General features: G+C 66.7%; 11 protein-coding genes. 8 read left to right on the top strand and 3 right to left on the bottom strand.

Features of this window, described 5'->3' with window-relative positions; genetic code table 11:
• Window positions 1–30 precede the first annotated feature (30 nt).
• Window positions 31–615 (top strand): TetR/AcrR family transcriptional regulator, encoded by a 585-nt coding sequence (locus tag F1642_RS03290; protein ID WP_052714525.1) that lies wholly within the window; start codon window positions 31–33, stop codon window positions 613–615.
• On the opposite strand, the gene F1642_RS03285 is transcribed toward F1642_RS03290, so the two are convergent.
• Window positions 612–1229 carry a TetR family transcriptional regulator C-terminal domain-containing protein gene (locus tag F1642_RS03285; protein ID WP_232303252.1) on the bottom strand — a complete coding sequence of 206 codons (618 nt, stop codon included), beginning with the start codon at window positions 1227–1229 and terminating at the stop codon, window positions 612–614. The two genes, F1642_RS03290 and F1642_RS03285, sit on opposite strands and share 4 nt — an antisense overlap.
• Before the next feature lie 141 nt (window positions 1230–1370).
• Between F1642_RS03285 and F1642_RS03280 the strand changes: the two genes are divergently transcribed.
• The 7 genes from F1642_RS03280 to F1642_RS03250 all read left to right on the top strand — a co-directional run bounded on the left by F1642_RS03280 (window position 1371) and on the right by F1642_RS03250 (window position 9148).
• Complete coding sequence (locus F1642_RS03280) at window positions 1371–2696, top strand: aspartate aminotransferase family protein (RefSeq protein ID WP_194885431.1); 1326 nt, start codon at window positions 1371–1373, stop codon at window positions 2694–2696.
• Window positions 2697–2759: 63 nt separating this feature from the next.
• Window positions 2760–4025, top strand: a complete 1266-nt coding sequence (locus tag F1642_RS03275; RefSeq protein ID WP_370582759.1) for a Zn-dependent hydrolase — start codon at window positions 2760–2762, stop codon at window positions 4023–4025.
• Between the two features lie 69 nt (window positions 4026–4094).
• Entirely contained in the window at window positions 4095–5546 is a 1452-nt protein-coding gene (gene hydA / locus F1642_RS03270; RefSeq protein ID WP_194885430.1) for a dihydropyrimidinase, read from the top strand.
• Between the two features lies 1 nt (window position 5547).
• Window positions 5548–6321: an ABC transporter ATP-binding protein gene (locus F1642_RS03265; protein WP_194885429.1), complete on the top strand. Its 774-nt coding sequence runs from the start codon at window positions 5548–5550 to the stop codon at window positions 6319–6321.
• Entirely contained in the window at window positions 6314–7183 is an 870-nt protein-coding gene (locus F1642_RS03260) for an ABC transporter permease (protein WP_127898412.1), read from the top strand. Before F1642_RS03265 ends, F1642_RS03260 begins: the two co-directional genes overlap by 8 nt.
• Window positions 7180–8112 (top strand): ABC transporter permease, encoded by a 933-nt coding sequence (locus F1642_RS03255; protein WP_194885428.1) that lies wholly within the window; start codon window positions 7180–7182, stop codon window positions 8110–8112. Before F1642_RS03260 ends, F1642_RS03255 begins: the two co-directional genes overlap by 4 nt.
• A 52-nt stretch (window positions 8113–8164) precedes the next feature.
• A complete protein-coding gene (locus F1642_RS03250) occupies window positions 8165–9148 on the top strand; it encodes an ABC transporter substrate-binding protein (RefSeq protein WP_045999277.1) in 984 nt (327 codons plus the stop codon).
• A 34-nt stretch (window positions 9149–9182) separates the two neighbouring features.
• Here F1642_RS03250 and F1642_RS03245 read toward each other — a convergent pair whose 3' ends face one another.
• Together F1642_RS03245 and F1642_RS03240 are read right to left on the bottom strand one after the other, a co-directional pair.
• Window positions 9183–12293 (bottom strand): efflux RND transporter permease subunit, encoded by a 3111-nt coding sequence (locus F1642_RS03245; RefSeq protein WP_194885427.1) that lies wholly within the window; start codon window positions 12291–12293, stop codon window positions 9183–9185.
• Entirely contained in the window at window positions 12290–13441 is a 1152-nt protein-coding gene (locus F1642_RS03240) for an efflux RND transporter periplasmic adaptor subunit (RefSeq protein ID WP_194885426.1), read from the bottom strand. Before F1642_RS03240 ends, F1642_RS03245 begins: the two co-directional genes overlap by 4 nt.
• Between the last annotated feature and the right edge of the window lie 254 nt (window positions 13442–13695).

Here is a 13695-nt window from a genome sequence, read left to right as displayed (position 1 = left end):
GCCGGAACAACAAGACAAGATCGGACCTGCATGAGCCCTCTCGAGACGCGCCGTTTCAAAACCGCCAAGAAAATCCAGGCCGCAGCCATCGAACTGGCCGTCCGCGACGGTCTTCCCAATGTCACGACCGAGGCGATCGCCCGACATGCGGGCATCAGCACGCGGACCTTCTTCAACTACTACCCTTACAAGGAGGCGGCCCTGATGGGTCCGCCGCCCGACTATCCGCCGGAGGCGTCCGAGATCTTCATCGCGGGCAAGGGTCGCCTGATCGAGGATCTGGGCCTGCTGATCGAGGCGCATCTGGCCCGATATCTGAACGAACGCGAGCTGATCGGCGCGATGCTGGCCCTGTCCGACAAGGACCCCAAGCTGGAGGCGCTGCGCAACAGCGCCATGCTGGCGCGCCGTGCGCAGATGCGTACGCTGCTGCATCGGCGGATGCCCGGGTCGGACGAACGCGTGATCGAGATTTTGGCCGCCGCGATCATCGCCGCGACGAACGCCGCGACCAAGGATTGGGTGTCGGGCGCGCGCGAGGATTTCATCGCCGCAGCGCATGAGAACCTGTCGCTGATCCTGACGGCGGCCGAAATGCTGGACAAGCCCAGCTAAGGCGTCAGCAGCTTTCGGTACAGATCGTCCAGGAATGCCGCACCCTCGGCCACGGGGTCGCGACCGTCTCCCAGAACGGCGCGGACCTGCGTCTCGAAATCGGCATAGTGCTGGGTCATCGACCAGATCGAGAAGATCAGGTGGCGCGGCTCGACCCGCGCGAGCAGCCCTTGGTCCATCCAGCCTTCCAGAACCGCGACCGTTCGGTCGACGATCTGTCGCAGATCGCCGCCCAGGATTTCGGTCAGATGCGGCGCGCCCTGCAGGATCTCATGGGCGAACAGGCGGCTTTCGCGGGGATAATCCTGCGACATCGACAGCTTGGCCTGCACATAGCGCAGCACCTCGGCCAGCGGCTCTCCGTCGGGGTCGATCTGGCGCATCGGCGCCAGCCACATCTCCAGCAGGGTCGTCAGCAGCGCCTTGTGGATTTCGTCCTTGGAGCCGAAGTAATACAAGACGTTCGGCTTGGACAGGCCCGCTGCCCGCGCGATCTGGTCGATGGTCGCGCCGCGCAGTCCGTTGGCCGAAAACGCCTCCAACGCCCCGTTCAGGATCAGCTCCCTGTTTTTCTGCTGAATCCGGGTCATCTGGGGCATGCTGGTCTCTGTCATCGAAGCTCCGGCTCTGGCATGATCCGATTTTGGGCAGATCGGTCGGAATTGTCACCCGGCTTGTCAGGACGCTTGACTGCCCCCTGCCCCGTGCTAGCCTGATCCTGACCGTTTGGTCAATAATCCGTGAGGACGATGCCCATGCCGCTTGACCGCAAGCCCGCCCCGAATGACCTGCGCGCCTTCTGGATGCCCTATACCGCGAACCGTCAGTTCAAGTCGGCGCCGCGGATGTTGGTTGCGTCCAAGGACATGCATTACACGGCCGCAGACGGTCGCCAGATCCTGGACGGGACGGCAGGCCTGTGGTGCTGCAACGCCGGCCACTGCCGCCCGAAGATCACCGAGGCCGTGCGGGCCCAGGTCGGAGAGCTGGATTATGCCCCCGCCTTCCAGATGGGCCATCCGCTGGCGTTCGAGCTGGCCAACCGCATCGTGGACATCGCGCCCGACGGGATGGACCATGTCTTCTACACGAATTCGGGCAGCGAGGCCGTCGATACCGCGCTGAAGATCGCGCTGGCCTATCACCGGGCGCGGGGCGACGCGGCCCGCACGCGGTTGATCGGGCGCGAGCGGGGCTATCACGGCGTGGGCTTCGGTGGGATTTCGGTCGGGGGCATCGTGAACAACCGCCGCCATTTCGGCACCCTGCTGGCGGGCGTCGACCACATGCCCCACACCCATCTGCCCGAGAACGTCTTCACCAAGGGGCAGCCGGAACACGGCGCCAACCTGGCCGACGAGCTGGAGCGCATCGTGGCCCTGCACGGAGCCGAGACGATCGCCGCCGTCATCGTCGAGCCGATGGCCGGTTCGACCGGCGTCCTGATGCCACCCAAGGGCTATCTGGAAAAGCTGCGCGCGATCACGAAAAAGCACGGCATCCTGCTGATCTTCGACGAGGTGATCACCGGTTTCGGACGCTTGGGCAGCCCCTTCGCGGCCCAGCATTTCGGCGTTGTCCCCGACATGATCACCTGCGCCAAGGGCCTGACCAACGGCGTGATCCCGATGGGCGCGGTCTTGGCCACCGCGGAGATCTATGACGCGTTCATGCAGGGCCCCGAGCACATCATCGAACTGTTCCACGGCTATACCTATTCCGGGAACCCGATCAGCTGCGCGGCGGCCATCGCAACCCTGGACACCTATGCCGAGGAAGGTCTGCTGACGCGCGCCGCGTCGCTGGAAACCTATTGGCAAGAGGCGATCCACGGGCTGCGGGACCATCCGAACGTGATCGACATCCGCAACATGGGCCTGATCGGCGCCGTGGAGCTGGCGCCGATCGAGGGTCAGCCGGGCAAGCGCGCCTTCGACATCTTCGTGCGCGCGTTCGAGGCCGGCATCCTGATCCGCGTGACGGGCGACATCATCGCCATGTCGCCGCCCCTGATCATCAGCGAGGCGCAGATCGATCATCTGATCGGCACGCTTGGCGAGGTGCTGAAGACCGCCGCGTAAGCGGCCAAACCCATCCAGCCGACCCCGCGACAGAACGGGGCGGCCCGACAGGAAGGACTGCAAATGAGCGACGCAAGTGGCGTGATGACGGCTGCGAACATGACCGTCGATGGCGACCGGCTGTGGGACAGTCTGGACCAGATGGCCCAGATCGGCCCCGGCATCGCGGGCGGCTGCAACCGCCAGACCCTGACCGATGCCGATGCCGAGGGACGTAGCCTTTTCCAGCGCTGGTGCGAAGAAGCCGGCATGACGATGGGCGTCGACCGGATGGGCAGCATGTTCATGCGCCATGAGGGGGCCGAGCCCGATCTGGACCCCGTCTATATCGGCAGCCACCTGGACACGCAGCCGACCGGCGGGCGCTATGACGGGGTGCTGGGCGTCCTTGCCGGGCTGGAGGTGATCCGGTCGATCCGGGACCTGGGCATCCGCACGCGCCGCCCCATCGTGGTGACGAACTGGACCAACGAGGAAGGCGCGCGTTTCGCGCCCGCCATGTTGGCGTCGGGCGTCTTTGCGGGCGTCTTGACCGAGGATTACGCCAACAGCCGTCAGGATGCCGATGGCAAGCGTTTCGGCGACGAGTTGGACAGGATCGGCTGGCGCGGAACCGAAGCGCCGGGCGACCGCAAGATCCACGCGATGTTCGAACTGCATATCGAACAGGGCCCGATCCTTGAGGCAGCGGGCAAGCAGATCGGCGTGGTCACCCATGGCCAGGGACTGTGGTGGCTGCAGGTGACGCTGACCGGCAAGGACGCCCATACGGGCAGCACGCCCATGGCGATGCGCGTGAATGCGGGCCTTGGCATGGCGCGGATCATAGAGGCGGTGCATCGCATCGCGATGGGCCACCAGCCGGATGCGGTCGGCGCCGTCGGCCAAGCCAACCTTTTTCCGAACAGCCGCAATGTCATTCCGGGAAAGGCGGTGTTCTGCATCGATTTCCGGTCGCCCGATCTGGAGAAGCTGACATCGATGCGGTCGAGGTTGGAAGCGGAGGCCGCTGAGATCGCCGCGGAACTGGGGCTGGGGATCGAGATCGAGCCGGTCGGGCATTTCGACCCGGTGACCTTTGATTCCGACCTGGTCGGCAAGGTGCGCGGCGCGGCCGAGAAGCTGGGATATAGCCACATGGATGTCGTGTCGGGCGCGGGGCATGACGCCTGCTGGATTGCCAAGGTTGCGCCGACAGTGATGATCATGTGCCCCTGCGAAGGCGGGCTGAGCCACAACGAGGCCGAGGCGATCACGCCGGACTGGGCGCGTGCGGGATGCGACGTGCTGCTGCACGCGGTGCTGGACGCCGCCGAGATCGTCCGCTGACGCGGACCGTGGCCGGGGGTTTCACCCCCGGACCCCCAAGGTATTTGGACAAAGAAGAAGAGGGATGCCATGAGCACGGTCATCAGGGGCGGAACCATCGTTACGGCGGATCTGAGCTATCAGGCCGACGTGCTGATCGAGGGGGGGCGTATTGCCGCGATTGGTCAGGGGCTGGTCGGTGACACCGTCCTGGACGCGGGCGGCTGCCTGGTCATGCCGGGCGGGATCGACCCGCACACGCATCTGGAGATGCCCTTCATGGGCACCTATTCGGCCGACGATTTCGAGAGCGGGACGCGGGCGGCACTGGCGGGCGGCACGACGATGGTCGTGGATTTCGCGCTGCCGTCGCCGGGCCAGGGACTGCTGGATGCGTTGCAGATGTGGGACAACAAGTCCGGGCGCGCGCATTGCGATTACAGCTATCACATGGCGGTCACGTGGTGGGGCCAGCAGGTGTTCGACGAGATGCAGGCGGTCGTGGACCGCGGCATCACCAGCTTCAAGCACTTCATGGCCTACAAGGGCGCCTTGATGGTGAATGACGACGAGCTGTTCGCGTCGTTCCGTCGGGTGGGCGATCTGGGCGGCGTGGCGATGGTCCATGCCGAGAACGGCGATGTCGTGGCAGAACTGTCCGCACGACTGCTGGCTGAGGGGAACACCGGCCCCGAGGCCCATGCCTATTCCCGCCCGCCCCAGGTCGAGGGCGAGGCCACGAACCGCGCGATCATGGTGGCTGACATGGCGGGTGTGCCGCTGTACGTGGTCCATGTCAGCTGCGAGGACAGCCATGAGGCGATCCGCCGGGCTCGCGCCCAAGGCAAGCGGGTCTGGGGCGAGCCGCTGATCCAGCACCTGACACTGGACGAATCCGAGTATTTCAACGCGGATTGGGATCATGCCGCACGCCGAGTCATGTCGCCGCCGTTCCGCAATAAGCAGCACCAGGACAGCCTGTGGGCCGGTCTGCAGTCGGGCAGCCTGTCGGTCGTGGCGACCGACCATTGCGCCTTCACAACCGATCAGAAACGTACCGGCATCGGCGATTTCACCAAGATTCCGAACGGCACCGGGGGCCTTGAGGATCGGATGCCGATGCTGTGGACGCATGGGGTCGGCACGGGGCGGCTGACGCCGAACGAGTTCGTGGCCGTCACCTCGACCAACATCGCCAAGATCCTGGGGATGTACCCGAAAAAGGGAGCGGTCCTGGTCGGCAGCGACGCGGACCTGGTGGTCTGGGACCCCGAGGCGACCAAGACGATCACCGCCGGTGTCCAGCAATCCGCGATCGATTACAACGTGTTCGAGGGGCAGACCGTCAAGGGCCTGCCGCGGTTCACCCTGACCCGCGGCGTCGTCGCGGTGACCGAGGGCAAGGTCGACAGCCGCGAGGGGCACGGCGAATTCGTGGCCCGCGAGCCGCGCGGTCAGGTGAACCGCGCGCTGTCCGCCTGGAAGGACCTGACCGCGCCGCGCCCGGTCCAGCGCGGCGGCATTCCCGCAAGCGGGGTGTGACTTGACCGTCATCGAGGCAAGCGGCGTCAGCCTGACCTTCCAGACCGCCGACGGGCCGGTGCACGCCCTCAAGGACGTGGACCTGTCCATCGCACCCGGCGAATTCGTCAGCTTTATCGGGCCGTCGGGATGCGGCAAGACCACGTTCCTGCGCAGCATCGCCGCGCTGGAGACGCCCACCGACGGCACCCTGCGCGTCAACGGGATGGAGCCGGACGCGGCCCGACGGGCGCGCGCCTATGGGTACGTGTTCCAGGCGCCGGGGCTTTATCCGTGGCGGACGATCGCGGGGAACATCTCTCTGCCGCTGGAGATCATGGGGTTTTCAAAGGCTGATCGCGCGGAACGCATCGCACGGGTCATGGACCTGGTCGAACTGTCGGGCTTTGGCGGCAAGTTTCCGTGGCAGCTGTCGGGCGGCATGCAGCAGCGCGCCAGCATCGCACGTGCGCTGGCCTTCGACGCCGACATCTTGCTGATGGACGAACCCTTCGGCGCATTGGACGAGATCGTGCGCGACCGGCTGAACGAGGCGCTGCTGGCGCTATGGCGCAAGACCGGCAAGACTATCAGCTTTGTCACGCATTCGATTCCCGAGGCGGTCTATCTGTCGACCAAGATCGTCGTCATGTCGCCGCGCCCGGGCCGCATCACGCGCGTGATCGAAAGCACCCTGCCCCCGGACCGTCCGCTGGACATCCGCGACACGCCCGAATTCATCGCCCTGGCCCATGAGGTCCGCGAGGGGCTGCGCGACGGACACAGCCATGACTAGGGGACGGCTTGTGCCCGTGATGACGGTGCTGCTGGCCATCGTCGCCGTATGGTACCTGGCCGCGATCCGCATGAACGCCCAGTGGGAGCGTGACCAGGCCGCCCGGGCCGAGGTGACGCTGACCCTGCCCGACCTTGTCGCGCGCACCCTGGTGCAGGAACGACCCGTGCTGCCCGCGCCCCACCAGGTGGCCGTCGGCCTGTGGGAGGGGCTGGCCGGTCAGGCCATCACCTCGCGCCGCAGCCTGGTCTGGCATGCTTGGGTGACCCTGTCCGCGACGCTGGCAGGCTTTGCCATCGGCACCGGCGCGGGCATCCTGCTGGCGGTCGGCATCGTCCACAGCCGCAGCATGGACCAGTCGGTCATGCCCTGGGCCGTGGCCAGCCAGACCGTTCCGATCCTGGCCATCGCGCCGATGGTCATCGTGGTCCTGTCCAGCATGGGTGTCACGGGCCTTTTGCCCAAGGCGATCATCGCCGCATGGCTTTCGTTCTTTCCGGTGCTGGTCGGCATGGTCAAGGGCCTGCGCACCCCCGATGCGATGCAGCTGGACCAGATGCGCAGCTGGAGCGCCAGCAACGCCCAGGTCTTCTGGCGGCTGCGGCTGCCGTCGTCGCTGCCCTACCTGTTCGCCAGCCTCAAGGTCGCGATCGCCGCGGCGCTGGTCGGCACCATCGTGGGCGAACTGCCCGCCGGGGCGACCGCGGGCCTGGGCGCGCGCCTGCTGTCAGGCAGCTATTACGGCCAGACCGTTCAGATCTGGTCGGCGCTGTTCGTCGCGGCCCTGCTGGCCGCGGGCCTTGTCGCCATCGTCGGATGGCTGGAGCGACGCACCCTCAGCCGCATGGGGTTGGCACGATGACAGAGCTGCGTCTTGGTCGGACCTATTGGTTCCTGCAGAACATCCAGGCGGTCGCGGGGGGCATCGTCGCCTTGGTCGCCGCGCACTGGCTGGCGCCGACGGCCGCGCCGCTGTTGGCGGTATGGCTGATCGCGTGGCTGTTCAACGCCTGGCTGGCCGGGTTCGACACGCCCGCCACGCGCGCCGTCGTGCCGATCATCTTTGGCGGCACGATCATCCTGCTGTGGGAGATGGCGGTCCGCGCCTATGCGATCCCGACCGTGATCCTGCCCGCACCCAGCCAGATCGCGGCCAGTTTCGCTGCCAATACCGGCATTCTGTGGACCGATTTCATCCAGACGATCCTCAAGGGGGCGCTGACCGGCTGGTTGATCGGGGCGGCAGCGGCGGTCCTCACCTCCATCGCCATCGACCGCAGCCCCTTCCTGCAGCGCGGGCTGCTGCCCATCGGCAATTTCGTCGCCGCCCTGCCCATCGTCGGCATCGCCCCAATCCTGGTGATGTGGTTCGGATTCGACTGGCAATCCAAGGCCGCGGTCGTGGTGGTGATGGTCTTCTTCCCGATCCTGGTGAACATGGTTGCGGGCCTGCGCGCCACCGACGCGATGCAGCGCGACCTGATGGCCAGCTGGGCCGCCCCCTATGGCGCTGCGCTGTGGAAGCTGCGTCTGCCCGCCGCGATGCCTTTTCTGTTCAACGGGTTGAAGATCACCACCACGCTGGCCCTGATCGGGGCGATCGTTGCCGAATTCTTCGGCAGCCCGACGCGCGGCATGGGTTTCCGCATCTCGACCGCGGTGGGGCGTCTGGACCTGCCGCTGGTCTGGGCCGAAATTGTCGTGGCGGCGCTGGCGGGAACGCTGTTCTATGGCATCGTTGCGCTGATCGAAAAGAAGGTGACGTTCTGGCACCCGTCGCAGCGCAACTAACCGGGGCCGCATCCCCATCCGGGGCGGATCCCACCAACAGGAGAGACGGGAAATGACACGACTAATGACCGGGGCCGCGGCCCTTGCGCTGATGGCCGGAGGGGCGCAGGCGGGCGATCTGACACTGCAGCTGAAATGGGTCACGCAGGCCCAGTTCGCGGGCTATTACGTCGCGCAGGAAAAGGGTTTCTATGAGGAAGAGGGCGTCAACCTGACCATCCTGCCGGGCGGTCCTGACATCGCCCCGACCCAGGTCCTGGCCGGCGGCGGCGCGGACGTGATCGTCGAATGGATGCCGGCGGCGCTGGCGGCGCGGGAAAAGGGCCTGCCGATGGTGAACATTGCCCAGCCCTTCAAGGCGTCGGGCATGATGCTGACCTGTCTGAAGGAAAGCGGCATCAGCGATCCGGCGACCGATTTCGCGGGCAAGACCCTGGGCGTCTGGTTCGCGGGCAACGAATATCCGTTCCTGTCCTGGATGAACACGCTTGGCCTGTCGACCGAGGGCGGCCCCGAGGGTGTGACCGTGCTGAAGCAGGGCTTCAACGTCGATCCCCTGCTGCAGAAACAGGCGGCCTGCATCAGCACGATGACCTACAACGAGTACTGGCAGGTGATCGACGCCGGCATCGCCGAGAACGACCTGGTGACCTTCAAGTACGAGGATCAGGGCGTGGCCACCCTTGAGGACGGCCTCTATGTGCTGGAGGAGACGCTGGAGGACAGCGAGAAGGTGACCGACCTGGTGGGCTTTGTCCGCGCCAGCATGCGAGGCTGGCAATACGCGGCCGAGAACCCCGAGGAGGCCGCCCAGATCGTCCTGGACAACGACGAGACCGGCGCACAGACCCTGGAGCATCAGACCCGCATGATGACCGAGATAGCCAAGCTGCTGGAAGGTTCGGACGGCACCCTGGCCGAGGCCGATTACCAGCGCACCGTCGATATCCTGCTGTCGGGCGGGTCCGACCCGGTGATCCAGGCCGCCCCGGAAGGGGCGTGGGTGTCGACCATCACCGACCGCGCCTTCGACTGAACGACGGTCGGGCCGCCCCATCGGGCGACCCGCCTTATTCCGCGGGCTGCGCCGCCGCGCGTCGCGCCTGCCTGCGAACGCGCCTGCGTCCGTCCCAGGCCAGCAGCGTCGGCGTCAGGATCAGCGTGACCGCCGTTGCAACTACCAGGCCCCCTGCGATCCCCGTCGACAGCTGGATCCAGAACTGGCCCGAAGGCGCGCCGAGGAACAGGTCGCGGCCGGTGAAATCGATGGTCATGCCCAGCACCATCGGCACCAGGCCAATGACCGTCGTGCCGGCCGTCAACAGCACCGGACGCACCCGTTCCGATGCCGCACGCCGCGCCGCGCGGTCCGGGTCGTCGCCGGCCCCGCGATATTCGTTGTAGGCGTCGATCAGCACGATGTTGTTGTTTACCACGACGCCAGCCAAGGCCATGATGCCGATGCCGCTCATCACGATCGAGAACGCTTCCTGCCGGACCATCAGCCCAAGGAACACCCCCGAGATCGAGAACACGATCGCCGTCAGCACCAGCAACGCCTGATAAAAGCTGTTCATCTGGATCAGCAGGATGGTGAACATCAGAAAGATCGCCGCGACGAACGCCCCCATCAGGAAGGTCATCGCCTCCTGCTGGTCCTCGATCTCTCCTCCGAACGTGACCTCGACGTCGTCGGGCAGATCGGCCTGGTCGATGCTGGCCTGGATGAGCGCCAGCTCGGCCTGCAGCGTGGCGCCCGGGGCCAGGTCCGCGGTCAGGGTCTGGGTCTCTCTCGCGGCGATGCGGGTGATGGCGGAGGGTGCCGGCGCCGGGATCATCTGCACCATGTTGGAGATTGGCACCTGCGCACCCGACGGTCCTGCGACGCGCAGCGACGACAGGTTCTCCAGATTGCGCTGATCTGACGGATAGCGCAGGGCGATGTCGACCTCATCATCGGCGAAATCGGGCAGGTAGGTGCCCAGGTTCACCCCCGTCGTCAGCAGCTGGACCGCGGTGCCGATGGTGTTCATGTCGATGCCGAAGCGCGCCGATTCCTCTCGGTCGACGACCAGCCGGATCTCGGGGTTGGGTCGGGGCGTGTCGTTGGCGATGTCCACGAAGCGGCCCTGCGCCTGCATCAGCTGTTCGATCTTGGCCGACGCCTGCTGCAGCGCCGGGCGATTGGAGGCCGATATCTCGATCTGGACCGGGCGGGACGCACCGGGCCCGGATGCCGCGGCCTCGATCTGGATGCCCAGGCCCGGCACCTCCGCCGTGGCGGCGCGCAGCTGGTCGATCACCTCGGTCGAGGGGGCGCGGGTGCGCCAGTCGGTGAACTCGACCTGAATCTGGCCGATCACGTCGCTGGAGAGGCTGGAGCGGACACGCTCCTCGACGCTGCCGATGGTGCGGGAATAGACGCGCTCGATGCCCTCGAAACCCAGAACCTGTTCCTCGATCAGGCGCACCAGTCGGTCGCTCTCCTGGACGGAGAGGTTGCCATTCGCGGTGATCTGGACCTGCGCGCGCTCGGCGTCGGTCTCGGGAAAGAACTCGACCCCGCGGTTCAGGTGCGAATAGGCATAGAGGATCACCAGCACCGTCAGGATCGACAGTCCCAACGTGGCGCCTGGCCGCGCGATGGTCCAGATCGACAGGCGCGCCATCGCGCCCGACGTGTCGTCGGCATCGGGTTCGGGCGGCAGCGCCTGCCCCCCGCCCACGACGCTGCCCGTCACAGGCACGAAGACCAGCGCCATCAGCAGCGACATCAGCAGCGTGGCGATCATCGTGGCGGGCAGATAGAACATGAACTGCCCGGCCAACCCCGGCCAGAACAGCAGCGGAAAGAACACCGCCAGCGTGGTCGCGGTGGACGAGGTGATCGGCCAGGCCATCCGCTGCGCCGCCAGCAGATAGGCCTCGGCCTTGCCATGACCCTTGGCGATCAGGCGTTCGCCCATCTCGACCACCACGATGGCGCCGTCGACCAGCATGCCGACCACCAGGATCAGCGCGAACAGCACGATCACGTTCAGCGTGAAGCCAAGCGCCCAGATGATCAGGATGCCGCCCAGGAACGATCCCGGGATGGCCACCGCCACCAGCAGCGATGCACGCAAGCCCAGAAACAGCACGGTGACCAGCATCACCAGCACGACTGCCGCGATCACGTTGTTCTGCAGGTCCGACAGAAGGGTGCGCATCTCCTTGGACTGGTCGTTCATGAAGACGACGCCGACCTGTTCGGGCCAGTCGGCGCGGGTCTGCGCCACCACGTTGCGGACCGCGGCGACGGTGTCGATCACGTTCGCGCCCACCGTCTTGCGCACGTCGATGGCGAGGGCGGGCTGTCCGTCGATGCGGGCAAAGCTGACCGGATCTTTAAAAGTCTGACGCACCTCGGCCACGTCCTGAACGCGCAGCACGGTGGCCCCGTCGACCAGCACCGGGATCGACATGATCTCATCCAGGCGGACGACGGTGCCGGGGATCGACACCCCGATGCGGCCAGCCCCGGTGTCGAATGACCCCGCCGCGATCAGCTGGTTGTTGGCCTGGATCGCCTGCGACAGTTGCCCCGGAGAGATGCCATAGGTCTCCAGCGCCAGCGGATCGATCAGGATCTCCAACTGGTCCTCGCGCTCTCCGGTCAGGTCGGCCTGCAGGACGCCGCTGACGGTCTCGATCTCGTCGCTCAACGCGCGGCCAAGGCGGATCAGCTCGCGTTCCGGGACGGGGCCCGACAGCGCCACCGTCAGGATCGGGAACAGCGCCATGTCGATCTCGCGCACGAAGGGGCCGTCGGCCTCGGGCGGAATGTCCGGGCCCGCGTCATCGACCGCATCCTTGACCGACTGCAACGCCTGCGCCTGATCGAAGCCGGGGCGGAACTCCAATGTGACCGAGGCGAAACCCTCGCTGGCCACGGTCTCCATCCGCCGCAGCCCCTCCAGCGCGTTCACCTGTCGCTCGATCGGTTCGGCCAGCAGGGTGGCGGCATCCTCGGCGCTGACGCCGCTATAGGTGACGTTCACGATGAAGATCGGGATGTCGACCTCGGGCATCGATTCCTTGGGGATGGTGACATAGGCCGTAAAGCCCGCCAGCAGCAGGCCCACCATCACCATCATCACCGTGCGGGCGCGGGAAAAGCCCGCCGCGATGATCCCGTTCATGGTCTGGCCACGGCGTCAGATGCCTGGGCCGTGCCCAGCAGCGCCGCCGCATCGGTCGCCCCGTCGCCCACGACATCGCGATAGGGTTCGGGCGTGTCGCTGACGCGGGCCTGCTGCCCGTCGCTCAGCGCGCCCTGAGAGATGGTGACGACCCGCGCGCGGTCCTCCAGCCCGGTGACCCAGATCGCCTCGGCGCGGGCCTGCACGATCTGGACCGGCGCGAAACGCAGGGTCTGGCCGTCTTCGGCCACAACGAACACGCCGATCCGACCGGCGTCATCCAGCCGGATCAGCGCCGGCGACAGCCGATGCGCGCGCACCGCGTCCATCGCCAGCGATATCTGCGCACTCAGGCCCGCGGGCACGGCATTGTCGGGGTTCGGAACCTCGACCTCGACGCGGAAGGTGCGCGTCTCGGCCGTGGCGACCGGCGCGATGAAGCGCACGCGGCCCTCGGCCTCGCGGCCGCCCTGGAACACGACCTGTGCGGATTGGCCAAGCGCGACCGAGGTGATCTCGGACTGGCGGACCTCGATCTGGGCGATCAGGGGATCGTTGCGCACGATCTCAAGGACCTCTCCGCCGGCATCCACGAAGCTGCCCAGTTCGGCCATGACGTTGCTGACGGTGCCGCTGATCGGGGCGGTCAGGCGGGTGTTCTGCAGTTCCAGCTGGGCCGCGCGCAGTTCGGCCCGGGCCGATTCCAGCTGTGCGAAGCGCGACTGCAGCTCCGCCTCCGAGGTCACGCCCCGTTCCCGCAACTGCCGCGCGGCGTCATAGTCGCGCTCGGCCGACCCCACGGCCGCCTCGGCGCGCGCCACGCCGGCTTCGCGGTCGTCTGCCGACAGCAGCGCCAATTGCTCGCCCTGATCGGCGATGTGGCCTTGGCGCACGACCTCCTCGACGATCCCTGCGGTGCGTGCCCGCAGGATCGACGTCTGGTCCGGGACGACATTGCCGAACAGCACCGTCCGCGGCACGATCTCCTCGGCGACGGACATGCTGGCCGCGACATGGGGAACCGCCACCTCGACCGGGGCGGCCTCGGCGGGGGGTTCACGGTTCAGCATGCCGCCGCCGATCCAGAAGGCCAGAAAGCCCAGGATCGCCAGAAAGGCGAGCGTCGAGGAGGACAGGTACCGCGTCATCGTCAATCCATGTCAGGGGCCCCGCCCCGGCCATGGCACCGGGCGGTCTTGTCATCCTAGATGGTTTTTTGGAACGCGCAGGTCAACAGTCGTGACCCTTGTCCCCTGCGTCAAGGCGTCCGTCTTGGTCGAGACCCATGCCCGCCCCCGCGCATTCCTCTGCCGGAACCACGGCCAGAGAGGATTGATGACACGATGCGCCGCAGCGATCCTGATCGCCTTGGCCCACCCTGCCTGGGCGGGCTGACCTACAT

Source organism: Paracoccus sp. NBH48, assembly GCF_015390265.1.
GTDB classification, from domain to species: domain Bacteria; phylum Pseudomonadota; class Alphaproteobacteria; order Rhodobacterales; family Rhodobacteraceae; genus Paracoccus; species Paracoccus marcusii.
Note: the sequence above shows the minus strand (reverse complement) of the source record. Positions and strands in the feature narration are given on the sequence as shown.